Source organism: Jonesia denitrificans DSM 20603, assembly GCF_000024065.1.
GTDB lineage: Bacteria > Actinomycetota > Actinomycetes > Actinomycetales > Cellulomonadaceae > Jonesia > Jonesia denitrificans.
In genome coordinates this window covers 2,483,620-2,506,403 of the sequence record NC_013174.1, presented here as the reverse complement: position 1 = coordinate 2,506,403, position 22,784 = coordinate 2,483,620, and the positions used below count along the sequence as shown (strand labels likewise).

Annotated in this window: 23 protein-coding genes; 3 read left to right on the top strand and 20 right to left on the bottom strand. The window is 58.8% G+C overall.

Annotated elements, in window-relative coordinates; all coding sequences use genetic code 11:
• Positions 1–15: 15 nt before the first annotated feature.
• From JDEN_RS11750 to JDEN_RS11715, 8 genes are all read right to left on the bottom strand, one after another.
• Positions 16–699: a response regulator transcription factor gene (locus JDEN_RS11750; RefSeq protein ID WP_015772589.1), complete on the bottom strand. Its 684-nt coding sequence runs from the start codon at positions 697–699 to the stop codon at positions 16–18.
• A complete protein-coding gene (locus tag JDEN_RS11745; protein WP_169304112.1) occupies positions 696–2,150 on the bottom strand; it encodes a sensor histidine kinase in 1,455 nt (484 codons plus the stop codon). The genes JDEN_RS11750 and JDEN_RS11745 overlap by 4 nt, the downstream gene beginning before the upstream one ends.
• The gene (locus tag JDEN_RS13270) at positions 2,140–2,568 is read right to left on the bottom strand and encodes a hypothetical protein (protein WP_015772587.1); all 429 of its coding nucleotides are present in this window, start codon (positions 2,566–2,568) and stop codon (positions 2,140–2,142) included. The genes JDEN_RS11745 and JDEN_RS13270 overlap by 11 nt, the downstream gene beginning before the upstream one ends.
• Positions 2,569–2,617: 49 nt before the next feature.
• Positions 2,618–2,887, bottom strand: a complete 270-nt coding sequence (locus JDEN_RS11735; RefSeq protein ID WP_015772586.1) for a DUF3618 domain-containing protein — start codon at positions 2,885–2,887, stop codon at positions 2,618–2,620.
• Positions 2,884–3,357 carry a phage holin family protein gene (locus tag JDEN_RS11730; protein WP_015772585.1) on the bottom strand — a complete coding sequence of 158 codons (474 nt, stop codon included), beginning with the start codon at positions 3,355–3,357 and terminating at the stop codon, positions 2,884–2,886. Before JDEN_RS11730 ends, JDEN_RS11735 begins: the two co-directional genes overlap by 4 nt.
• 423 nt (positions 3,358–3,780) lie before the next feature.
• Complete coding sequence (locus JDEN_RS11725) at positions 3,781–5,712, bottom strand: heavy metal translocating P-type ATPase (protein ID WP_015772584.1); 1,932 nt, start codon at positions 5,710–5,712, stop codon at positions 3,781–3,783.
• A 206-nt stretch (positions 5,713–5,918) separates the two neighbouring features.
• Positions 5,919–6,158 carry a heavy-metal-associated domain-containing protein gene (locus JDEN_RS11720; RefSeq protein ID WP_007633811.1) on the bottom strand — a complete coding sequence of 80 codons (240 nt, stop codon included), beginning with the start codon at positions 6,156–6,158 and terminating at the stop codon, positions 5,919–5,921.
• An 88-nt stretch (positions 6,159–6,246) separates the two neighbouring features.
• Positions 6,247–6,579: a hypothetical protein gene (locus tag JDEN_RS11715; protein ID WP_015772583.1), complete on the bottom strand. Its 333-nt coding sequence runs from the start codon at positions 6,577–6,579 to the stop codon at positions 6,247–6,249.
• Positions 6,580–7,474: 895 nt separating this feature from the next.
• Here JDEN_RS11715 and JDEN_RS11705 point away from each other — a divergent pair.
• From JDEN_RS11705 to JDEN_RS11695, 3 genes are all read left to right on the top strand, one after another.
• Positions 7,475–8,908, top strand: coding sequence for a tyrosine-type recombinase/integrase (locus tag JDEN_RS11705; RefSeq protein ID WP_041287934.1), 1,434 nt, complete (start codon positions 7,475–7,477; stop codon positions 8,906–8,908).
• Positions 8,909–9,073: 165 nt separating this feature from the next.
• The gene (locus JDEN_RS11700; RefSeq protein ID WP_015772580.1) at positions 9,074–9,319 is read left to right on the top strand and encodes a hypothetical protein; all 246 of its coding nucleotides are present in this window, start codon (positions 9,074–9,076) and stop codon (positions 9,317–9,319) included.
• 55 nt (positions 9,320–9,374) lie between these two features.
• A complete protein-coding gene (locus JDEN_RS11695; protein WP_015772579.1) occupies positions 9,375–9,782 on the top strand; it encodes an Aca2/YdiL-like domain-containing protein in 408 nt (135 codons plus the stop codon).
• 169 nt (positions 9,783–9,951) lie between these two features.
• Here the strand turns inward: JDEN_RS11695 and JDEN_RS11690 are convergent, their stop codons facing one another.
• From JDEN_RS11690 to JDEN_RS11635, 12 genes are read right to left on the bottom strand one after another with little or no spacing between them, the layout of a single operon-like run.
• Complete coding sequence (locus JDEN_RS11690) at positions 9,952–11,100, bottom strand: hypothetical protein (RefSeq protein ID WP_015772578.1); 1,149 nt, start codon at positions 11,098–11,100, stop codon at positions 9,952–9,954.
• Entirely contained in the window at positions 11,087–11,323 is a 237-nt protein-coding gene (locus JDEN_RS11685) for a hypothetical protein (RefSeq protein WP_015772577.1), read from the bottom strand. Before JDEN_RS11685 ends, JDEN_RS11690 begins: the two co-directional genes overlap by 14 nt.
• Positions 11,310–11,525, bottom strand: coding sequence for a holin (locus JDEN_RS11680; RefSeq protein WP_015772576.1), 216 nt, complete (start codon positions 11,523–11,525; stop codon positions 11,310–11,312). Before JDEN_RS11680 ends, JDEN_RS11685 begins: the two co-directional genes overlap by 14 nt.
• A gap of 11 nt (positions 11,526–11,536) precedes the next feature.
• Positions 11,537–12,370: a M15 family metallopeptidase gene (locus tag JDEN_RS13995; protein ID WP_015772575.1), complete on the bottom strand. Its 834-nt coding sequence runs from the start codon at positions 12,368–12,370 to the stop codon at positions 11,537–11,539.
• Between the two features lie 49 nt (positions 12,371–12,419).
• A complete protein-coding gene (locus tag JDEN_RS11670; protein ID WP_015772574.1) occupies positions 12,420–12,704 on the bottom strand; it encodes a hypothetical protein in 285 nt (94 codons plus the stop codon).
• Entirely contained in the window at positions 12,701–13,075 is a 375-nt protein-coding gene (locus tag JDEN_RS11665) for a hypothetical protein (protein ID WP_143713300.1), read from the bottom strand. The genes JDEN_RS11670 and JDEN_RS11665 overlap by 4 nt, the downstream gene beginning before the upstream one ends.
• 34 nt (positions 13,076–13,109) lie before the next feature.
• Complete coding sequence (locus JDEN_RS11660; RefSeq protein ID WP_015772572.1) at positions 13,110–13,718, bottom strand: hypothetical protein; 609 nt, start codon at positions 13,716–13,718, stop codon at positions 13,110–13,112.
• Entirely contained in the window at positions 13,719–14,759 is a 1,041-nt protein-coding gene (locus tag JDEN_RS11655; RefSeq protein ID WP_015772571.1) for a hypothetical protein, read from the bottom strand.
• The gene (locus JDEN_RS11650) at positions 14,752–15,555 is read right to left on the bottom strand and encodes a hypothetical protein (RefSeq protein WP_015772570.1); all 804 of its coding nucleotides are present in this window, start codon (positions 15,553–15,555) and stop codon (positions 14,752–14,754) included. Before JDEN_RS11650 ends, JDEN_RS11655 begins: the two co-directional genes overlap by 8 nt.
• A 42-nt stretch (positions 15,556–15,597) precedes the next feature.
• Positions 15,598–18,246, bottom strand: a complete 2,649-nt coding sequence (locus tag JDEN_RS11645) for a right-handed parallel beta-helix repeat-containing protein (protein WP_015772569.1) — start codon at positions 18,244–18,246, stop codon at positions 15,598–15,600.
• Positions 18,247–18,250: 4 nt separating this feature from the next.
• The gene (locus JDEN_RS11640) at positions 18,251–20,356 is read right to left on the bottom strand and encodes a fibronectin type III domain-containing protein (RefSeq protein WP_015772568.1); all 2,106 of its coding nucleotides are present in this window, start codon (positions 20,354–20,356) and stop codon (positions 18,251–18,253) included.
• A gap of 17 nt (positions 20,357–20,373) precedes the next feature.
• The gene (locus JDEN_RS11635) at positions 20,374–22,752 is read right to left on the bottom strand and encodes a phage tail protein (protein ID WP_015772567.1); all 2,379 of its coding nucleotides are present in this window, start codon (positions 22,750–22,752) and stop codon (positions 20,374–20,376) included.
• Between the last annotated feature and the right edge of the window lie 32 nt (positions 22,753–22,784).

Below are 22,784 nucleotides of genomic sequence, written 5' to 3'. Positions count from 1 at the left end.
GTTCAAGTCCCCAGACTATGCGGTGGACATGCGGTACCCCGCACCTCGAACTGTGTCGAAGCGGTGTGCGCCAAGTTTGTTGCGCAGGTACCTGACATACACATCGACCACGTTTGATGTTGGGTCAAAGTCATACCCCCACACACGGGAGAGCAGTGTTTCTCGGGTAAGGACGATGTCAATGTTTCGTAGGAATGTTTCTGCTAGGGCAAACTCTCGCGCTGACAGATCAACCTCTTGATCGCCAATGAAACAGCGTCGGGTGAGTAGTTCAAGGCGCAGGTCGCCGTTGATAAGAACTTGTGAGCTGCTCGGGTTGTCCCCTGTTCCCTCATTGTCACGGAGGCGTAAGCGCAAACGTACACGTGCAAGGAGTTCTTCAAACCGGAAGGGTTTTGGCATGTAGTCGTCGGCGCCGCCTTCCAGCCCTGCGACCGTATCGTCGACGGAGGTCCGAGCTGTCAAAATAATGACTGGTAGGGCATGGCCGTCATTTCTCACTGTTTTGAGGAGGGAAAAACCGTCTTGGTCGGGCAGTCCAATGTCGAGGATCGCCAGGTCGAAAGCGCGCTCGTTGAGTTCCCACTGTGCGTCAGCTGCTGTTGGGGCAATTACCGTGTCATAACCAGCATTTTTCAAGCCTTTAGCAATGAATGAACTGATGCGTTCTTCATCTTCAATTATCAGAATGGAACTCACGGTGTCTCGCTTTCAGTGCTGGTCATCGCTATATGGGTGAGTGGCAGTGTGATCGTGACGGTTGTTCCTTTACCAGGCTGTGAGGAAAGGTTCACGGTGCCGCCGTGAGCGGTTGCAATGGCTTGTACGATGCTCAATCCAAGCCCAGACCCGTCGGCTCTGCTTGCGTTGTCTCCACGGTGGAACCTGTCGAAAACTGCCTTGTGGTCTTCTGGTGCGATGCCAAATCCCTCATCTTGTACCCACAACGAAATGTGAGTACTTGTGGCGCTCGCTCCGAGAATGATGCGTGTGTTATCTGGCGAGTACTTCACAGCGTTGTCTGCGAGTTGTAGTAGTGCTTGAGTAATTTTTTGCCGGTCCACACTTTGCACGACGCCCGTGGTGGCGCTGGTAACCCATTCTCGTGCGCCTAGTGGTTGGGCTTTGTGAGTGACCTCATGCATGAGGTCGTCAATGTCAACTTCGCTGGGGGTCAGAAAATCTGTGCGTTGGGCTTTGGCGAGCAGCACGATGTCGTTGATGAGGCCCGTCATGCGGTCAAGTTCGTCGAGGACAAGTTCTCGGGTTGTGTGAACCTCTTGCGGGTCAGTCGTTTCAAGAAGTTCAAGGTGCCCTTGCACGATGGTGACGGGGGTGCGTAACTCGTGCCCAACATCGTCTAGTAGTTGCCGTTGCGAGCTGATCGCGGTTTCTACTCGGTCCAGCATGGAGTTCACTGTTCGGGTGAGTTCAGCGAGGTCATCGTTGCCTGTGACGGGAATGCGTGTGCTGAGATCATCCTCGGTGATTTGCGCGGCGGTGTGCCGCAATTGTCGGAGCGGCTGGAGGAGCCGCCCCACGACAACCCACCCCAACGCGATACTGGTGACAAGGGTGGCCAAACCGACCCACAGTGCGGGTATAAATGACTGGTTGAGGTCAGCAACTTCCTTTGTGTAGTCGTATGCCACGGCGATAAGCCCAGGGGTTGGATCGCTGGTCAGCGACATGGGTATGACAACAATGCGGTAGGTGCGTTGTGCGGTGGTTAACGTGGTGATCGTGGCATTACCGTCAGTTTTTGCACTGGTGACATATGCGACTAGGTCAGGGTCTTCCTCAATACGTAGCGGCACAGTGGACGGGGCAGTCCACCGAAGTTGGCCGTTGGTGGTGGCGAGAAGCCCTTCGTTGGGGGCTGGCATCACGGTTTGCATAGCCCGGTACAACACATCGTCGATGCTCGTGAAAGGCTGACCTGAGCCCGGATCGATACCTGATTCGAGGCTTGTGGACAGTTGCCCAGTTGCCCGAGTAAGCGACTCATCGATGCGTTGTTGCAGGTCTGTGAGTTGCAGCAGGTAGATGGAGATTCCGGCAGTGCCCAAGGAAAATGTGAGGAGGGCAAGGAAACCGGCGAGCATCCGGGCTCGAACCGACCAAGCGCGACGGTGACTTTTAGTCGTCATCGTCATCGTCATTGTCGTCGCTGTCATCGTCGTCGTCGTCGTCGTCGTCATCATCGTCGTCGTCGTCGTCCGGTGGCTCTGGTGGAGCAGGTGCGACGGTTGTGCCGTCCGGCGACTGGGAATCATTGGGCGCGGGGGCTGGGGAGGGCGCCTTGTCACCGTTCGCCCCAGGGGTGCCAGAGCTATCTGGTTCACCAGAACCATCCGAGTCTCCCGAGTTGCCTGGGTTCGCGGATGGGGATTCAGCGGTTGGAGTTGGTGCCGTACCTGGCGTCACCACAATCCCTGTGCCCACAGTTATGGTCTGTGGGCCGCGTGTAAGTGCGGTGATTGTATAGGCTCCGCCTATACAAACGGCAACAATAATGAGCACGACAATGCCAACTTCAAGAGCTGACCGTCGTGTTGGGCGATTCATGGAATGAGTGTGCCGAACAAAGATGAGAGCACGATGAGACGCCGGGAAACTACTTCCGAATGATTTTCAGCGCGATCAAACCAACGACTGCGGCCCCTGCACCCAGCGCGATCTTGACGTTGCGTGCTCGTGAGCCGTCGGTGTCACCTGAGATGTCACGTGTGGTGACGAACTCTTTGATGTCTTCACCGGTTTGCCGCGCCGTGTCGCCCGCTTGTGCGGCCAGGGAACTGGGGGAGAGGCGGGTCATGAGTTCGTCAACCAGGGAGGCGAGTTCTTCGCGTGCTTCGGCTGCGTCGTCTGAGGGGTTGCGGCTCATGAGAGTCCTTCTTTCACGGCGTTGATGTCTTGCTTGACGCTGGCGATGGTTTCGGTTGGTGCAGGTGGGGTGCCCTGGTCAAGCTGTTTCTTTCCAACGAATGCCAGAATGCCACAGATCAGGAACAAACTCCCAGCAACGATCAGCGCCGAGGCCCACAGAGGAAGGGCAAGGCTCAAGGCGGCTGTGATCGAGTAGAGCAAGAAACCAAGCCCGTAGAGTGCGAGCACTCCGGCTGCGGCGAACATCCCAATGCCGATTCCTGAGCGCGTCAGTTTGGTGGTGAGTTCCTTTTTGAAGGACTCCAGTTCAGCCCTGACGAGGCGCGAGAACTGTTCTGTGATTTGGTTGAGGAGCGCACCAATAGATGGTTTGCGTGAACTAGCGCGACCTGTCCCGGGGGTGCTTGCGTCGTGACCGGTGTTACCGGCGCTTGCCTTATCGCTAGGGTCTGGTGTCCAGTCCGTCATGTTCACTCCTGGGGGTCTGAGGGTACTGGTCTAACTCAACCGTTAACGCGCCCGTGGCGCAACTGGTCAGCGCCATGTTGCGCAGACAAACCCATTTTTGCTGTGACTTCGTGGTTTCACAGAGTGTTCGTAGTCAACGTCGCAAGTTCGTGGTTGAACGCGAACTTTGCGCACACTCATCGACAGAACGACTGTTTGATCGGCGGTGACGCTAGGGCGTCTTGCCTATACCGATGTGATGACTTCTGATGCGTCAGATGTGACCCATAGTGCTTGGTCGTCGCGCAATGTGAGTAGCGGGAAGCGGTCGCCGTAGGTGGATACGATGCGTTCGATGAGCTCCGGCGGGGCATGTTCAGAGGGTGGTCACCGGCTGCCGCCTCGGCCGTGCTCTGGGTAGCCCGAGCAGCCGAGGCGGCTGGCTCAGGCGTCGGCCTTCTGCTTCTTCGCCCGTTCAATGATCTCGGTGCGCTTGGCGTCCCGGTCCTTCTCCTCCTTGAGGGTCGGGCGCAGCAGGAGCATCGCGATGCCGATGACCAGCAGCACCGACGCCTCGTGGACCAGCATGCCCAGCGACATCGTCACGCCGCCGAAGAGGACGCCGGCCAGCAGGAGCGCGACCGTGAGCAGGGCGATGGCGATGTTGACCCGCATGGTGCGCACCGTCCGCCGTGCCAGGCCGAGCGCGTGGGCCAGGCGCGGCAGCCGGTCGGCCATGAGCGCGATGTCAGCGGTCTCGATCGCGGCCGGTGAGCCGGCGGCTCCCATCGCCACGCCGATGTCGGCCTGCGCCAGGGCGGGGGTGTCGTTGACCCCGTCGCCGACCATCGCCACGGTGTGACCCTGTGCCTGCAGCTCCTTGACGATGATGAGCTTGTCCTCGGGCATGAGCTCGGCGCGGACCTCGTCGACGCCGAGTTCGGCTGCGACGTTGCGGGCAACGCGTTCGGCATCGCCGGTCGCCATGATGACCTTGATGCCTCGGTCGTGGAGGGCCTTGATGGCCTCGGGTGCATCGGCGCGGATGGTGTCGGCCACGGCCACGATTCCGATCGCTCTGCCGTCGACTCCCACGAACATCGCGGTCTTGCCCTGTTCGTTGAGCTCCAGGATCCGGTTGAGGCCGGCGCCAAGCTCGGGCGCGAAGTCCTGGGCGGTATCAGAGGCTGCGTCTCCAGCGGTGTCGAGCAGGTCCGCAGAGCCGACGGCTACCGTGCGGCCGTCCACCTGAGCGCGGATGCCCTTGCCGGCGACCGGCTCGGCGTGCTCAACATGGTCGACTCGCAGGCCCCGCCCCTCGGCTCCCTGGATGATCGCCTCGGCGAGCGGGTGCTCCGAGGCGGTCTCCGCGCGGGCCGCCAAGATGAGGACCTCCTCGGCCGTGTAGGAGTCGTCGAGGACGTCGACGTCGGTCAGCTCGGGGCGCCCGTTGGTCAGCGTTCCGGTCTTGTCGACGACGATCGCGTCGACCTTGGCGGAGGTCTCCAGGTATTCGCCGCCCTTGATGAGGACGCCGTCCTTGGCCGAGCGGCCGATGCCGGCCACGATCGACACTGGGATGGAGATGACCAGCGCGCCGGGGCAGCCGATGACCAGCAGGGTCAGGGCGAGTTCGACGTTCCAGGTCAGCAGGCCGACAGCGAGCGCGGCGAGCATGACACCGGGGGTGTAGTACTTGGAGAACTTCTCCATGAAGGTCTGGGTCTTGGCCTTGTCGTCCTGGGCGTCCTCCACCCGGTGGATGATCTTCGCCAGCGTCGAGTCGGAGCCGATCCCCACGGCTTCGACACGCAGCACGCCGGAACGCAGCCAGGTGCCGGCGTAGACCTCGGAGCCCTCGGACTTCTCAGCAGGCACGGATTCGCCGGTGATGGTGGCCTCGTCGACTCCCCCGTTGCCGGTGATGACCCGACCGTCGACGGGCACCTGCTCACCGTTCTTCACCAGCACGACGTCGCCGGGGACGAGTTCCCAGATCTCGACGGTCTCCGGCTCGCCGTCGCGCAGCACGGTGGCGGTGTCCGGAGCGGCCTCGACCAGGTCGGACAGTGCCTTGCGGGTCCGGTTGAGGGTGGCCTTCTCCAGCGCCTTGCCGAGGGCGAAGAGGAACGTGACGGCGGCCGACTCCCAGTAGTTCTGGATGAACAGGGCGCCGACGGCTGCCACCACGACCAGCAGGTCGATGGAGATCATCTTGATGCGCAGTGCCTGCCACGCGGAGACGGCGATCGGCCAGCCGGCGACGACGGCTGCCGCGATCATGAGGATGTCCCAACCGGTGACGAGGGCGAGGACGATCAGCACGCCCGAGGCGGCGACCACACCCCAGGTCTTCCAGGTCTTCCAGGTCTTCATGGTTCTTCTTTCCGTTGAAAGCGGTCCTTTCGGGATCACTTCCAAGCTACGGTCGGGCGACTCCTCGTACCTTGACACGGATCAAGTCTTCATGGCTTTATCCGACTCAGCTCCAGACAACTGCGGATACAGAGCGCGACCCGCCGACACCGGAAGCGTCAGCGGGTCACTGGCTCTGAAGCAGTAGGCCGGTCAGATGATGTATGTCAGATGGCGGATGGTTTGGCGGTGTAGCCGACTTCCGCAACAGCCTCCACTAGGTCACGCACCGAGACCTTCTGCGGGTCGTGCTGCGCGATGATCCGGCCGGAGGAGAATTTCACCTCGGCCGACTCGACGCCGTCGAGCCCGGTCAGCTTGGTCTCGATCTTCTGGATGCACGACGGGCAGGAGAACTCGTCCGAGCGGAGGGTGGTGGTCTTCAGGGTGGGGGCCGAGGCAGTCATTGGGCTGCTCGTCTCCTTTCGTCTCGGTTCTGGTTCCTTGGACATCTCTTAAGTTACGCAGAACCGAGCGAACTTCCCTTGACGTGGATCAAGAACCACGGAGAATCTCCGTTGCGGCGGCTTTGGCCGCGCCAGCAGACCCAGTGCGCATCGTCAGTCGTAGAAAGAGCCACGTCTCCCACGTAGAGCGCCACCCAGGCCGCCAATCCATGCCGTCATCCTCATCAGCGAAAGCAATGCGGATGTACCACTCGTTGAGAGCGTCCTGACTCTCAACCGATCCGTCCAGGCCTGAACCGTCGGTTTGGGCGAGCCGACCTCTCAATTGTCCGCGCCGTTTGGGGAGTTCCGCGATGAACGAAGCAAAGGCAGCATCTGCTTCGCCCCAGGAATCGAAGTAGCTGGGCTTTAGATGCTTCATAGCGTAAAGATCGTATAGGGAGGCTTGTATTCGTCCAGGAGTTTTAACAAGGCCACCTGCGGCCCGACGACGCCTCGGTTGGCGCAGTTATGCGATCGGAGCTCTGCGGGGTCTTTGGCATCGTGGTCGAAGACGCCCCCAACGCGATGCTGCCAGCCACGGCGCCCCCTACCTCACCACCTTGAGGTGCGTGTACGCGGACGGTGGGGTGCGTGAGCTGCGAGTCCAGCAAGGCGACTTTGGGGTGCTGGTGTGCGCAGGCTCAACAGGCGCCGGCAGTTCGTGCACGGAAGAAAGGCTACTGCGGGAGCAGAAGATCGGAGACATTGAAGTCCGGATCTGCTGCGCCGCCGCCACGATCGGTTGGTGGTGCACATCTCGTTGCTGTTCCCGATGCCGCTGATGCGGCTGCGCGACCCATCCAATACTCAGCGTGAGATCCGCGATTGCAGGGAGACGTTCGGTTACCCCCGGCTCTCGACGCACTCCTTTGGGAGGACGGTCGGCACAATTCTTGACTTGGAGGGGTTGTCGGCCACCGACATCGCGGACTAGCTAGGACACGAGAACCTAAGCTTGATGCAGGATGTGTACATGAACACGATTAAGGGTGCGACTGTCGCGGCAGAAGTGATGGCCAGGCGCCTGAGCAGACTGATCTGAAAACGCGGGGTAACCGCGGGGTGCTCGACTTCTAGAAACGAAAAACCCCTGCCGCAGCAGGGGTTTTTCTTATGGTGGCTCCGACCGGCATCGATCCGGTGACCTTTCGATTTTCAGTCGTAAGCATAAGGTAGACTGAGACGTAAGAAACCGCGAGATTATGCGGATTACACGCCCTCACGGTATCGTCAGAATACCGTCGCAATGTGGGTAGTAATGGAGGTAGTAAATCATGGCCAGAAAATCGACTCAGGACACCGGCAAGACACCCAAAAAAAGTCACATCCCCAAGCACGGGGAAGGCTCCTTCCGGTGGCACGAGCCAAGCGGCATGTGGCGTGGAAGCATCGAAATAGGAGACAGCGCACTAGGCACCCGAAAGCGCATCTACGTCTCACACAAAGACGAAGACATAGCGTGGGACAAATTCCAGGTGCGACGCAAGCGGCTGATGTTGGAAGGTCGCGCCGCTGCGAAATCCCGCTCGAAGACAGTCGGGGCGTGGTTGAAGGAATGGCTCGAGGCAGAGCAGACCCGCGTGCGCCCTAAGACCTTCAACGGGACCCGCACCTACGTCACGCGGTGGATGATCCCCATCGTCGGGAGGGTGCAGCTTCAAGACCTCGAGGCGAGTCACGCCAAAGCAATAGTGAAAGCGATGCTGGATGGTGGGAAGAGCACGACCTACGCGGGGACTGTGCTTGGGCAATTTCAAAGCGCGCTCAGGGCAGCAATCGCAGAAGGCTACCGTGTCCCAGACTCAGTGCTCCTTGTCAAGAAGCCCGCGAAATCAGCGCACGACCGGCGCGACCTCCCACTAGAAGACGCACTCAAAGTCGTGCGACACCTCGGCAGGCTAGTCGACGCCGACCCCCAGAAAGCAGGATTCGCTTCCAGGTGGCTCGCCGCTTTTCTTGAGGGCATGCGTCAAGGCGAAGCGCTCGGCATGACATGGGACCGCGTACACCTCGAAGAATCCTACTTCACGATCTCCTGGCAGCTCCAAAACCTCCCCTACAATGTGGCCTACGACCAGACCAGCGGCTTCCGCGTCCCCCACGGCCACAAGTCCCAGCAGCTATGGGGCTCCTTCCACCTCGTAGAGCTCAAATCCGACTCAGGCTACCGACTCGCGCCCATGATCCCCGTGCTCGCGAAGATGCTCGAGGTATGGAAAGAGCACTGCCCGCGCAGTGAAGGTAATCTAGTGTGGCCTAGAGCGACAGGCGAGCCGCAAAACATGGCCGCCGACCGGGCGGAGTGGGCCGCGATCCAAGAAGAGCTTGGTATCTGGAAGACCCCACCCACGATTGTGGACGGCAAAGAAGTCGGTGGGCAAAGGTATGTCATCCACGAGATACGCCACACCACCGCGAGTCTCCTGCTTCATATGCGGATTGACCCCAAGACAATCAAGGAGATTATGGGGCACTCCGAGATTGTCACGACCCAGCAGTATCAGCATGTGAGTATGGAGCTTGCCCGTGAGGCGATGGAGGCCGTGGGGCAAAGGCTTCAGCTGATGGGGGCAGCTCCGGGTGTGGAGGTCGCTCCAGCTCCGATGCCAGGTGTAAGTGTGGATGATCTGCTGGGCGCCTTTGCGGCTTTGGAGCCTGCTGATAAGTCGATTTTCTTGGCGAGGGCTGCGGTTTTACTTGCTGGGTGACAGGTGTCAAGTTGTGGGGGTTGATTTTGTGGTGTCAGGGTTTTTGGGTTGACTTGTTTTCACCCGCTCACCACTTGCGCATGTCGGTTCAACCGTCATAGAATAGAAACATCAAGACGGCAGGACAACAGTCCACAGGCCGCACAACCCGGAAGGACCGGAACCATGGCACAAGCAATCATCTTCAACAAAACCGGCAACACCACCAACTACACCGCGCAGGTCACCATCGTTGAAGGCTTCCCACAAAAAACCATCGCAGCATTCAAAATCATCGTCGTCAACGGCGGGGCGCAAGGCCTGACCATCAAAGACCTCGAGAGCAACGAAACCATCTGGACAGGGAAAACCGAACGTCCGATGAATACCCAAGACGTGAAGAACTTCGTCAAGGAAATCACCCGAAACTAACCATCACCTATGGCCCTCACCTCCGGGTGGGGGCCATCTTTCTTAGGAGAGAACTATGAATCCGGCTACTTTCAATGCGCTTCGCTCGGCTATTGGGTTAGAGCAGCAAACCATTGCCTCTGCGCTTGGGCTAGGCGCGCACGGCAAACGCTCTGTAGAAAGATGGTGCGCAACAATAACCCCACCCGCCCACGCAGTGACCTACCTGCTGGAAATGGTGGACCGTTACGACAAATTCCTTGAAGGGGAAATGGAGCAGATCGACCTCGCAGCTGACACCGGCAGGGCAATCGATCTCATCGTTTTCAAGAATGAGGCGTCATTTCTCACGGCGACAGACGGTAAATCTGGTCTCCCCTGGAGCATGTACTCTTCGGCCATACAGCAGGCTGCATTGTACGCGCATATGTCAGGGGTGGAGTTCGCTGTGGAGTATGTGCACATAGAAGCGAAGGCCCCGTAAACACGAATAGCGCCCCCACCGGTTAGGGTGGGGGCGCTTGTGTTATTCGTCGTAATCATCCCAGCGGCGCGGACGATACTTCTCGTGGTTGGGTTCGCTTCCCCCGCACCACATGGCACACCGGTCAGCAGCCGCCTGAGACGGGAAAGGCGTCAGGCACTCGGGGCACTCAAAAGACGTTGGCATTTTGCCACCCCCTCCCACTGCCACCCACAAGCATCCCGAGCATCCCCGGCGGTGACCACACACCGTACTGGTCGAGCATGTACTCGCTCGACCTTTCCGCCTCAAGAGCAGGGCACCCAAAGAGTGTGCGGCCCTCGAATTCTTGGGTGTAGAAGTGGTGGTAGTGCGCCATGAACCACAGTTTCGTTGTGCCGAGTTCTTCTGTGCGGCCTAGGATTTGCCGTTCAATCGCCGCCCTGGTGCGCGTCTCCGTGGACGTTCCCCGGCCCTTTTCCTTGTATCCGTGGGAGAAATAGCACTCCACACCACCCAAGGTGAGGGTGATGCCGGGGTGGGTTTCCCCGATGGTCCACTCAATGTCGTGACCTAGCTCATGGAAAAGCCGTTGCGTCATACGGGCGATGTGGGTGCTCGCGTTGTCGTTGCTGCTGGTCACGGGGTCTTTGCTGCCGTTACGTGTCCATTCGCCGTGGTTGGATATCACAGACGATGCGGATACAGGCAGACCAGTCGCGAGAAGTTGCTTGATCGTCCACACGCGCATATCGAAGTCCAATTCCAGCTGCTGGGACTGATTCAGTTCTATCGTGTGTGGTTGGTTGGCGTAATTGTTGCAGGCACCTTCCGTCTCATCGCCCATGAAAGCGACATGCACCCGCGCAGGCTTCAAAGCCCGTATCTGCCTGACATGCGCAGACACCCCGCGCCGCCAGTTTTCCACAGCCTCCTGAGTGCCCTTTTTCCCAAGCTGCGGATCAGCGACCAGCACCAGGTAAGTGTGGTCCTGCTCCACATGGGAGATAGGGTCCGGCTCCCAGTCCGTGAGGTCGTCACGCCACCTTTGTAGGACTTCCGGGCGGATCATCTCGTGGCGAATCTTACGGAAGCGCGCCGAGTATGACGAAAGCCACCCCTTGTCGCCTGTTGGGTGCTCCCGCATCGACATTCGCACCGTGTCATCCACAACCTCAAAAGCATCAGGATCAAGGCCAAAATGGCGGATTAGCGCACCCCAATCCCCATCAAGGGTGCCCTCCACGGGCACGTCAGTGACATCCGCGCCCGTAGAATCCACCTCAATGTGCGCCCGAGACTTCGCTGTTTTCTCCGCTAGCCGGTCAGAAAGTGCCACAAGAGCATTCCTCTCTACGGTGCCGCCCGACCGTGATCGCGGTGACCCGATGACCTTCTTCGATGAGCGCACGACTAATTGACGCGTGCGTCATGTCCGAGTCCAAAGCCTCCGCCAAAGCGTCGACGTCATCGGCGGGCAAGGTGTGCAGCAGTCGCCCGACCTGGCAGCGTGGGCCACCCACGGGTACTTTTTGCGCTTTGAGCGCGTCAGAGAGTCCCATCACCCTGGCCTTCCGCTTCGGGTAGGCCACCGAGTACGCCTTGAAGGAAAGCGATTAGGGTGGCACCGGCAGCGATACTGACCGCGCCCAGGTAGTCGAGCTCAGTGATAGCACCCGCACCAAGCGCAGGGATCAGCACCTGCAAGAAAGTGCGGACCGCACGGATCGCAGCAGGCCGCACAAGATTCTCAACGTGTTCCATGATGTTTCTCCTTATTTCCTGATAGTCCAAAAACGGCCTTCATTCAGGCACATTTGGAACCGCCTGATCGCAGCCTTGATGGTCTTTTCCTTCTGCGCTTTCTTGAACCCAGACCAGAACCCGGGGCCGGCGATGCCGTCGATCTTCCCCTTGTAGAGGCCCTTCTTTTTCAGGTCCTGCTGCAGGCGGGCAATCAGCTGGGACCCTTTACCCGCACCAGGTGCCCCCCACTCCCACCCGGTCGTGAGATGCTGGTTTCGGTGCTGCCGCTCCTGCCCGGACACCTTCCCGTCATCCGGTGTCCCTGCGACCTGCTGGGCGCGGCGAGTCGTCGCAGAACCCCACTTAGAGTCCTCCACAAGCCCTTTCACCACAGACGGTGTGGACGGCTTCGGGGCTTTCGCGGTCTTGATTTTCCGGGCCACCGCAGCGACCTTTGACGCGGACCCGACGATCTCAAAATGCATCTCATCCTTGCGTCCGGTGTAGTCCCCACCCCACCGGACGACCCCATCGAGGTCTTTCAAGATTCGGCGGATCGCGGTGACCTGTACGGGCTTGAAAGTGCCCCACGCGCCGAGGGGGTGCCTTGGCGCGTTGAAGTCCACCGCAGTACCACTGGCGTGGTTTGAGAGAGTGGACGCACCCCGGATCGCCCGGTTAGCCCACCCCCACGAATGCGATTTCGTGATCGGTTCGACTTCCTTGTGGAAGCGCTCACCGAGGTAATCAAAGATCGTGTGGACGTTCCCGCGACGCACACGGCCCGTGATCCACCGCAGGCTTGTGAGCGTCGGGGACAAACCCGTCCACACGCCGGACCAGCCATTTTGTGAAACAACCATGATGTTTTTCTCCTGTTTTTGGTATGAAAAAAGCACCCACTGTGGGGTGCTAGGCGATTGATTTGAGGATTTCCGGCCAGTCCGGTGGGGGAGGTGGATTGCCCGCCTCGATATGCTGACGTAGCACCGCGATGTAAGCGGTCGCCGCGAGGTCTCGTGATTCGAGGACTGTGACTCTGTCCTCGAGTTTTTCCACGATCGCGAGCGCGGTAGACGCGAGTGTCGCCGCGGTGTCTGCTTTTGCTTTTGGTGATTCTCGCAGGTGCAGTAGCACGGCGGTGACGATTGCTCCGACTCCGGCTGATCCGATGAGTGTGAGGACCATGGCTGTCATGCGCCGCCTCCTTCCTCTTCCGTCCCAGGCTCGGGGTCCGGCTCTGGCTCGGGGTCGGGTTCGGGGGTTACATCGGTCCACCACCCATCCACGCCAGGCACCGTCATAAGTAGCCCCTGCGAGTCGTTGCGCCACACACGCCCCTCATGCGCAACCCTCTGACCAGGAACAAAACCCGTCAAAGCGTTCTCCCACGTAGGTGGTGACTCAAAAGGAACTGGTGGGCATGCTTGCGCGAACTCGCGCACCTGCCCCAAACACCGCAGCCACGCGCCCACGAACCCGGCCAACCTCTCCCGCCTGGCTGTTTCCGCTTCAATCTCCAACTGTAAAGCGGCTAAATCCGCTGCACTTAAGCTTGATACACTCACAATGCTCCCCATCCTTGCCCCCAAAAAAGTTGAATTAGTCCGTTAAGTCCATGCCCGAAAAACCATTGAGCGTGGCGTAAGTCGACGGCGTCAGAACGGCATCGCTCACGGCTGCGACCATAATTTCCTGCGTCGACGCATGCACATACCCGCGCAACGGTAAACGCGCACCAGCACCAGCGAGATTCACACTGGTTTTCCAATCCAGATTGCTTACACCAGCAAGAACGCTCAACGGTTCGCTGACTGCGATATACCCGGTGCCGAACTCACCGCTTTTCAGCGACACCGCACCACGCATGTAAAGGACACCATCGCGCACCCGATACATCGGCTGCTGTCCTGCGTGCACCTGGCAAGCAGGCGACGGGTCGAAAGGCACCCATCCGGTGTCTGGTATGCCCCCCGCGCGCCCCAAAACGGTTACGCGGCGCATCCAGTGGAGGACGAAAACCCTGGCCCCCACAGGCGGGTTGACCAGGGCATCCGGGGTGATCGGCAAAGGGTCTGTTTCCCCGTCAAACCTGATCCGCAGAGGGTTCGCACCGGTCACGGTCGCCCACCGGAAAGTCGGGACGGCGTCCACAACTTGCTTCCGGATCATCACCGCGATGTCTGCCATGAAATCTGTTGCACCGCGCATCTACACTTCCACCACCTTCCGCAAAGTTGTTGTGGTTAACCCTGTTTCAGACCAGGGGATCGAGTATTTTGTGATGACATGCCTGCCGGTGATCCCTGCCCGGTGTGAGGCGAATGTTGCTGCGTCGTTCAGGTTGAACGGGCGGTAAAGGTGGGTGATTGTGACGGTCGACATTGCGGAGGATAGTTCTTGTAGTCGCCTTGCCGCGTAGTCGTTGAGGGCGGTTTGCCCGGTGGTTTCCACGTTTTCTTCGACGTGGTCGATCCACCGTCCGCGCGCCTGGAAACTGTACGGACTTTGCGGGTTTGTGTTCTCCGCGACAGACACTAGGGCTTCCTCGTCTCCTGTCGCCTGGGAGACGCAGATCACACGGTTAGGGACTGTATAAATATCCTCGAGGTGGTCGAAGTCAGGTGTGAAAGTCGCGTTTTCCCCTTCTTCCCATTCGGCGACGATTGGACGCGATTTCGTGTCCACGTATGGTGTGATTTGGTAGCGCCCCCAGCCGTCACACCACAGTGAAAAGTAGTTCGCGGATTCCAGCAGATCGTTCACCACCCGCAGGAGTGTTGTCCCTGGCTCCCAGGTGGTGTCTGTCCGCGTTGTCTGGTCGGATGGGTTCACTGCCCCGGCTGGTTCCCCGGACATTTCAATGACGGCGGTGACCGCGTCGGTCAGGTTTGTCCCTGCAGGGATTGACAGCATCGTGGGGGTTACTGCCTGGTCAAGGATCGCAAGCTTGTCGAGCAGGTCCACAGTTTGGGTTGTGAAGTGGTCATCCCACGCGGTTTCGGGGGAGGTGGGAAGAAACACCCCCAAAGGGTGATCCTCCCCGTCTACGCTGATGACCGGTTGGACACGAAGATTAGTCCAGTCCCTCGACGTCACCCCGACAACGTCAAGGGAACCCGACGTTTTTACGATGGCGTTGGTGTTGTACTCGAATCCGCCCCCCTCGACGCCGGGGAGTTCCCCTAGAAGGTTCTCCCCGGTGTCGAGCAGGTTCACCTTGAGGGTTTGAACCCTATGCGCTTTACTCATAGATTTCTTCCTCTTGGTAGTCGGTTTTTGTGAATGCGACGCTCACCTCCGGCCATTTCGACCCGGTCAGTTCTGTGCCGTTGACTGTCCCTAGGATGCGTTGTCCTGATGGGTCTCGGTAGCAGATTGGGTCGGGTGTCCATTCGAGGTTTTCCCATTGGTTGGGTGGTGTCGCGTCGGGGGTGAGTTGGGCTGTCAGCGTGTAGGTTGATGAGCGGTTCTCCCCGGTGATTGTGATGGGGTTTGCGCGTCCGGCCATGTGGATGGTGGCGCGGTTGCGGCTGTGTTGTCGTGAGAGGTTGGGGTTTCCGTACACTCTGTAGACTTCGCTCATGTGCGGGCCAGTGTTGATGTAGTGCCATTTCGGTTCGTTGATTTGGTAGTCAACGTTTGGCCCGTTTGCGCTGGTGGGCAACACGGTTTTGCTGACTGCCCGGTAGGTGTTTGTGCCTGCGAGCGCGGGGATGGGGTCGGTTACGGCTCCGTCGAGTTGTATGTCTTCCGCGAGGGTTACCCAAGGGCTGCCGTCAATGCTGCGTTGTAGCGTGAGGAACTCGGCAGGAACGGTGCTGGGGGTGTAACCGTCGAAGTAGGGGCCGTCGTATTTGCCGGTTGCACGTAGGCGGTTACCCCATTTCCCTTGGGAGATTTCCACGGGGCCGGTGCCGTACACGCGGATCGGTTCACCTACAGGGCCGGTGTACCGGTTTCCGTTGAAGTGGAGTGCTTGCCCTTCCTCAAGCGGGGTTATCACGTAGGTTTCGTTTGCCAATGTGGCAATGGTTTCGTAACGCATTTCCCCTCCAATCATGGATTCGGTTTAGGGCGCTTCCCGACATTAAGCGATGCCATACTCAGCGGCCAGGGCGTCCATCACAGCGGACCGGACCCCCGCTTCATGCGCCCCCAAGTAAACGAGCGAGTGCACTACCGAGGCGTCATTATTTATGTTCGCCAAAGGAACTGCATTGAATCCATCGACCTCAATCGAGTTAGATGACTCCCCGTGAACGTCAACGGTGATAATGGTTTCCTCGCGGACCCCTGCAATAACTGCGGGGCCTGCCACCATGTTTACTGCCGCAAATTTTGTGGCCTCGGTGGTGTCTGTCGCGACGGCCACCCACGCGTTGCCAGCGCCATTCCTACCTATGGCGAACCGGTCAGTAGCGGGGTTTACTGCACTACGCAAGCGGGCACGGACCCCTGACGGGGCAGACGCAAAGACCGCGTACATCGTTAGTGGCTGAGCAGCTGTTTCAGTCAGACCTCCCGTGGTGCCAGACCCTACTTTTTCTACTAGCGGCACTTGCCCAGTAAGCGAAAAGAGCCGATCTTCAAGACTGATTGGCACTTCCGAAAGAGTGAGCACCGACGTAGATTCGTATGCTGCGCCGGTCCATTCGGCACCGACTGAGTCTCCGTCGAAGTAGCCCCAGAGGGTCACGCCGGGGGTCAGCAGGATGTCACGCACATCGAGCACGCCTCCCGCTTCGGTGTTGTCGATGGAAAGAGTCAAGTCAGCCCCAGACCCGTTGGCTGGAAGCACGAACGTCACATGGACGCGCTGCCAATCCCCCGTGGCCTCCACGCCGCCCTGCTGCCAGTTGCGGCTTTGCGTGCCCGCTGCCCACCTCCCAGAGACGGCCGCACGGATGCGGGTATCTCTGGTGGCGCGAACCCATGCGGAGACGGTCAGCGGCCCGGACAGTGCAGCGTTCACGCGCATCACACGAGCAGTCGGAGAGTTCCCCATTGCGATGAGACGAACGTATCCGCGTTCCTCGTCCAACAGCGGCACGGGAGCCTCGAAACGCGTGATCACGGTTACCGGCCCAATCGAGCCGTCCTGGAACGACGGACGCGGATTGAGGTTGGTGAGCGTCGAGAAGGATGCTCCTGCCCGGTTCCCTGCGATATGCGCAGTATCATCCGTGACCTTCTCGTTCACCAGGCTGCCCAGCGAGTTCTCCGAGGTGTTGTTGTTGCGTATCGTTGGCGTGGTCATGAACGATGACTCACCAGGAAGGCGTATACCAGCGCCGCGATGGCCTGAGATCGTGTTCCCGTTGATAACCGGTTCCACAGTGTCACCAACCATTGATATGCCGTCTCCGGTCCCGTTCTCTCGGATCACGTTGTTTGTGATCTGTGGGAGGGAAATTAGGGGAGAAAGGATCTCGATCCCTCCCGCGCCGTTCTGGCTGATACGGTTGCCCTGCCAGATCCACCCTTCACCGATCCGACCGGTAACTCGACATCCTGCGAGAGTGTTTCCCACAATTTCGTTATCCGCAAACGTGTAAGAACCCACTGCGGCGTCACCGACAAGCACACCGACGCTGTTGCCACGGATAATGTTGCCCGTCGCGAGGTTGTTGCGACCTCCGTGCCTGCCAGCCTGGGAGCCACCGTCGATGCTGATTCCAGCGTTCTCGTTATCAATGAACTGGCACCCGGTAATCACGGACGACTCTGCGCCGAAATCGCGCAGCCCGTTCCAGTTGCCGACAGCAACACAGCCGGTCATGATGAACCCAGCCCCCTCGCCGCGCACACCGTTAGGGGTGCTGATGAGGTTTTCGACGAAGAACCCGGACGAACGCGCGCCCTCCGCATAGCAGGACTCGAAACGGACAGTCTCATTCTCGAACGCGCCGGTTCCGATCCCGAATCCGGCACCGAACGAATGCCTGCTGATCGCGCCGCGACCAGAGCCGATCGCCGTGCAGTCCGCGAAGGTGACGTTGCGGAGGAAGTCGCACCCGAATGAGGTCGCCCATGAGTTTAAGATTCGCACCCGGTCAAAACGGGAATCGACAAGCCAACGCAGGGCGATCCCCTTAATGCCCACCTGATCCATAGGGCCGGTCTGGCCACTGCAATCGATGGTGAAATCCGCGAAATGGAGGCCATTGAGCGTTGTAGTGTCATCGAAGCTCGGGTCCATGATCCCAAATACGGCTGATCCTTCTGGAAGGATTCGCGTATTTTCCCGACCCGCCCCCACAAATCCGACATGAGACCCGGTGCGCCACCGCACCGAGGACTGTATGCGGTATTTCCCGCTGGGGATAGCGATCGTCTTAGGAACCCCTTGCGCGGTGACTGCGTCAACCGCGCGCTGAAACAGCGGATACGCATCCATTACACCATCGTTAGGTAGCACTTCGCCGGGCTCAAGGAATGAAGCTAAGTCCGTTTGCCGGATTTGCGTAAACGAGCGGGTCAACTCACCATAGGCGGCCCCTCCTTCTGAGACGGCCGCGAGCACAGCCTCCCCAGCAGGCGCACCCACGAGACCTGCAGCAGCAATGGCGGCGGCACTCGCGGCGGTTGAGTCGCTGAGTGCGGTTGCTACGTCTGCTCGTAAAGCATCCGCGTTTAGTTCAGCGGATTCGGCGGCGGCTTGTGTGTCCGCGCCCCACTGTTCAAGTTGGTCGTACCAAGGGTATTGGCCCTGTGTCGGGAAAGGTGTAATAGACATGAAATCATTCTCCAAAAGGGTCGTAAGCGAAACTGCCGTAACCAAAACCGGTCGGCGCGGCAGGGATAACGAGGGCATAACTACCAGCTGGTAACAGCGCGTGTGGCTCGCGTGTGGAATCAGGAGGGGTGTCTGCGTCCGTTACGAACCGAGGGTTTATCTCGAGGTTAGTGATAGTGCCATCAGCCGTGTTACTTGTACTGGGAGACGCATTAGGCTGGCCAGTCCACTCGTAAGTTGAGGGCGTTGGCGGGTCAGTGAAAGTCAGTGTGGTGACCCCTGTTTCCCTATCGAAAACAGGGATAGCCTCAACCGTGACCGGTAGCGGGAAATCAGTCGTGAATTGCTGCGACTCCCAGTTCGACCACATGCCCGCACCAGACCGAGCACGCACACGAGCCACATAATCTGCACCATCCACAAGGGCTGTCTCAAAAACAGCTGAAACCGCCCCACCAGACCCCGTACGAGTCTCCAAAAGAGCACCCTCAGAATCCAGCAACTGCGCTTCCCACACCGCCTGCCCAGTACTGTCAGCGTTCGCGTAAGACCATTCCGCCGTCAACCTAGACGACGGTAGAGTCCCGACCGGTGCAAGCAAAACCACGGCAGGTAAAGACGCCAAAGACGCTGACCAGACCGGTGACCATGGCCCAAAGTCGGGGTGCTCACCCTTTGTGCGGACCTGCCACTCAAGAGTGCCGGACACCCCAAGGGCGGACACCATCCGCACATCAGCCGTCGTGCCAGTAAGCAGCACCCACGCCCCACCATTGACCCGGTATTGCAGTTCGTAAGCGGTCTGATCAGTGGTGTCCACTGGGTTGTGGGTCCATGCAAAGGTCAGGATCGCGGCGCGGTCGATCGTCCCGACTGGTAGGCGACGCGAGGGTGCCAACGGTGGCGCGATCAGCTGCACCACAGCCGATGGGGTGGACCATCCGCCAGTCAACCCAGCAGACCCCACACCATACGTGTACACCCGCGTAGCCACACGATACTGGTGAGTGACATTCGTGTCCGGGGCCGTGTCAGCCCATGAGGTGACATCCCCCACGGTTGCAACATCCACCCAGCCAGTCCCACCGGGATTATCCTGGATGACGTGCTGGTAAATCCCCCACTGGTTCGTTGACTTAGACCAAGACACACTGATCTGCGTGCCCGATTTCTTCGCTACCACACCAGATGGTGCACTCGGCGACGTAGACACACTCACCGTAGCCGAGTACCCGCCAGCGCCACCGCCGTTCACCGCCCGCACCCGGTAGTCATACCGACGCGAAGCAACAGTGGATGTATCCGTGTACGACGTTGCAGTGCCACCAACCGTCGCAACACGAGTCCACGAGCTGTTGACGGTGTCTTTCCGCTCAACCTGAATCGAGTCATAAGGTGCCTGCGAAGTCGCCTGCCGAGTCCACGACAACGCCTGCGACGTGTCACTATTCCGTGTCACAGCCACAGAAGTCGGGGCGGTCGGTAGAGCAGGGGAAGTCGTCGCAGCACGCCCACCAGACCAGCCAGACCAGCCAGCGGAGTTTTCCGCCCGCACACGCCAGTAATACGTCCGATTAGGTGAAAGACTACTGTTCGTGTACGACCGGCTAGTGGTTGTTGCTGCGGCGGTACCAGACGTGAAGCTGCTGTTATCCGCCCGCTGCACCTGATAGCGCGTAATCGACGCACCATTAGTAGACGACGGAGCAGACCAGCTTATCCTCATGGAGGTAGAAGACACACTAACCACAGACGGCGTCCCCGGCGACGACGGCGGTGCGGCAGGGACCATCGCATAAGCATCCACACGCGGAGAAGCACCATTGTAAATGCCCTCAATACGCGCAGAAAAACGACGCTGCACCCCACGCGACGACGTCACAGACCGCGTAGCGATCAGCTGTGTGCCGCCATTATACGGCTGAGAAGCAGTGTAATTCACAGAACCAGTAATAGAATAACCCATCACCAATTTCTGATTGTCAGAAACCCCACCCTCAGACCCCAAGTAATACCGCGCGGTAATTGTCGTACCCGACACCGACAAATCAATACCTACACGAAAACGCGTCCCCGAAGGACCGGACCAAGAACCCCACTCAACGGCCATTCAAAAAACCTCCAAAATCAGAAACCGGCCCGGACCCTACGGCGCGACCCACCGAGCAAATCGGCTGACATCCCAGAAGCCGCAGCGATCCCCGATAAACCATCCACAATCCGATCAGCTAAATAATCTAAATCAGACCGCGAACCACGAGAACCGCTAGGACCGGCGATAACAGGCCCTGACGCAGGCATACCAGAAACAACCATTCGAGGGCCAGAAACCCCAGAAACCCCGCCGACTAATGAGTCCGTGAAACCAAATAGAGAATCACGAACCCCCGAATACTGGGACTCCAAGCCCTCACGGAAACCACCAATGATTAGGCGGCCTGCCTCAGTCAGAAGTTTCCGGTCTTTTTCTTTAGGCCCCTTCCAATCAGGGATCTTCGATGTGAGGTCCCTAAGACCAGCCTCAATCTTGCCGATCCCAGACTTAATACCCGCCCACAGGCCGTCAATGATCGCTCGACCAACCCCGCGCAGCAAACCGCTAGGGTTGCCAAACGCAGCCTTCACACGCGATTTGAAGTTACGGAAATCATTGACAATAGCGTTAAGACGATCAAGAGCGGCCTTCTTCATGTTCGTCAAACCACGAGAAAACGCCGCCTTCACATCGGAAATCGAAACACCGGTGATCGCCTCAACCTGGGCACCAGCAGTACGGAAATAACCAACAATGATATCCCAAACTACCTTGACCGTGTCCTTTAGCTGCTGCAAATTACGCGACGCGATACTTTTCGCGTAACCCCAAGCGGCAGACCAGTCCCCACGGAACAGCGCGGAAATCATGTTTACATAATCCTGCAGGTTACCGGCCAACCACTGCACAGTCCCAGAAATGTAGGTGATGACCTGTGAAACTGTTTGAGCTGCCGAACCAAGGGCACCAATAAACGTCAACAGAAGGAAGTTAATAACCGGTGTCAACGCTTCAATAACAGTGCCCAACGCGGAAACCACTGATTCAATCGTTGGCAACAATGACTCAAAAACGTCCGCCATTGAATCGCCCAAAGACTTCATGAGCGGCCCCCACTGCTCACCAATCAAAGCGAGAGTAGGCTGCAAAGCCGCATACACTTCCTCAAAAGCCGTCGCCGCCGAAGCACCCAAAGCCTCAACCGAAGTACGGAACTTCTCAGAATTAGTCCACATCCCAGCAATCGCAGCAACAACGAGAGCGATTGGGCCAGCGAGCCTAGAAACCGCGCTGCCAAGACCAGTAGCCCCAGCAGACGCCGATCCCATAGACCCGCCCAAACGGCCAAACGAGGTCAGTAGAAGCCCAACCCCAGACGTCAAACTGCCGACGATTTTCAGGACAGGACCCAAAACAACCGCAATACCCACCATCTTCAAAATCGTGGATTGGGTTTTCTGGTCCAAAGATTCCCACCAAGAAACAGCTGACCGAATATGCCCAACTAGAGTTTCGAAAAACTCCCCGAACTTCCGGCCTAGCTCTTCTGCTTTCGGTGCGAGCTCATCCATCTTCCCCATCAGTTCGACCAGTAAAGGTTGAATCTGGCCGAAGAAACCGCCGCCATCTTCACCTGCACCAAGGAAAGCGGCACCTAAACGTCCAAGAGCAGCTTTGGTGTTTTCCCATGCCCCCATAACGCTGTTTTGACCTATAGTGCGGGCAGCGCCAGCGATATTCTTATCAATCGCCTTAAAGAACTCTTCGCTGGAAATCTTTCCCTCAGAAGCGAGTTTCTTCACCTCACCCGCAGTGACATTCAATTCGTCCGCTAGCCACTGATAAATCGGGATACCACGGTCAGCGAGTTGGTTAAGGGAGTCCGTGTACGCGACCGTCCCAGTCTGAACTTGGTTGAATATGTAACCCATCTCCGACAGGCTCGTGCCTGCGACCGCAGCAGCGTCAGCAGTGCTAGACAGGTATTTCGTCAGGTCCTCACCGGCGGTAACACCGGCAGCGACAGCGGACGCGGCGATAGTCGCAGCATCCCCCAAGCCGTAAGACGTGCCCTTCACCGATTCCAGGGCAGAGTTCATAATGTCGGTAATAGATTCCCCGTCGTGCCCCAGCGCCATCAGCTTCGCGCGCGCGGTGTCAATCCCTACAAGGCGCTTAAACCCCAAAGCAATCGCGATGCCACCGACCGCAGCTGCAGCCCCCACAGCGGGCTTCGTAATAGAATTGGTAAGCGAATCCCCCACGCGAGAAATGTTCGCCCCCAGGTCCTGCAGCCGGGCACCAATAATCTGCAGGTTCATGCCCTTGCTAATGCCACCAGACAGGTTCTTCCCCATCTTCGCCCCGGCCCCGGAAACATTCACGCCCGCAAGCTCAGATGAAATTTGCTTAGACGCGCCCTTCAAAGACGGGATTAGAGTCAGGTACGCTGTAGCCAATTCGGTGCTCATAGGCCCTCCCCAGGGGTTAACTTGGCCTGTAG

Coding starts and splice junctions, on each gene's coding strand:
- JDEN_RS11645 (WP_015772569.1), bottom strand. CDS start 18,246: ATGTCTATTACACCTTTCCCGACACAGGGCCAATACCCTTGGTACGAC.
- JDEN_RS11730 (WP_015772585.1), bottom strand. CDS start 3,357: ATGACGGACTGGACACCAGACCCTAGCGATAAGGCAAGCGCCGGTAAC.
- JDEN_RS11655 (WP_015772571.1), bottom strand. CDS start 14,759: ATGAGTAAAGCGCATAGGGTTCAAACCCTCAAGGTGAACCTGCTCGAC.
- JDEN_RS11650 (WP_015772570.1), bottom strand. CDS start 15,555: ATGCGTTACGAAACCATTGCCACATTGGCAAACGAAACCTACGTGATA.
- JDEN_RS11705 (WP_041287934.1), top strand. CDS start 7,475: ATGGCCAGAAAATCGACTCAGGACACCGGCAAGACACCCAAAAAAAGT.
- JDEN_RS11715 (WP_015772583.1), bottom strand. CDS start 6,579: ATGAAGCATCTAAAGCCCAGCTACTTCGATTCCTGGGGCGAAGCAGAT.
- JDEN_RS11720 (WP_007633811.1), bottom strand. CDS start 6,158: ATGACTGCCTCGGCCCCCACCCTGAAGACCACCACCCTCCGCTCGGAC.
- JDEN_RS11745 (WP_169304112.1), bottom strand. CDS start 2,150: ATGACGACTAAAAGTCACCGTCGCGCTTGGTCGGTTCGAGCCCGGATG.
- JDEN_RS11635 (WP_015772567.1), bottom strand. CDS start 22,752: ATGAGCACCGAATTGGCTACAGCGTACCTGACTCTAATCCCGTCTTTG.
- JDEN_RS11695 (WP_015772579.1), top strand. CDS start 9,375: ATGAATCCGGCTACTTTCAATGCGCTTCGCTCGGCTATTGGGTTAGAG.
- JDEN_RS11660 (WP_015772572.1), bottom strand. CDS start 13,718: ATGCGCGGTGCAACAGATTTCATGGCAGACATCGCGGTGATGATCCGG.
- JDEN_RS11680 (WP_015772576.1), bottom strand. CDS start 11,525: ATGGAACACGTTGAGAATCTTGTGCGGCCTGCTGCGATCCGTGCGGTC.
- JDEN_RS11700 (WP_015772580.1), top strand. CDS start 9,074: ATGGCACAAGCAATCATCTTCAACAAAACCGGCAACACCACCAACTAC.
- JDEN_RS11725 (WP_015772584.1), bottom strand. CDS start 5,712: ATGAAGACCTGGAAGACCTGGAAGACCTGGGGTGTGGTCGCCGCCTCG.
- JDEN_RS13270 (WP_015772587.1), bottom strand. CDS start 2,568: ATGAATCGCCCAACACGACGGTCAGCTCTTGAAGTTGGCATTGTCGTG.
- JDEN_RS11670 (WP_015772574.1), bottom strand. CDS start 12,704: ATGACAGCCATGGTCCTCACACTCATCGGATCAGCCGGAGTCGGAGCA.
- JDEN_RS11735 (WP_015772586.1), bottom strand. CDS start 2,887: ATGAGCCGCAACCCCTCAGACGACGCAGCCGAAGCACGCGAAGAACTC.
- JDEN_RS11685 (WP_015772577.1), bottom strand. CDS start 11,323: ATGGGACTCTCTGACGCGCTCAAAGCGCAAAAAGTACCCGTGGGTGGC.
- JDEN_RS11640 (WP_015772568.1), bottom strand. CDS start 20,356: ATGGCCGTTGAGTGGGGTTCTTGGTCCGGTCCTTCGGGGACGCGTTTT.
- JDEN_RS13995 (WP_015772575.1), bottom strand. CDS start 12,370: ATGGTTGTTTCACAAAATGGCTGGTCCGGCGTGTGGACGGGTTTGTCC.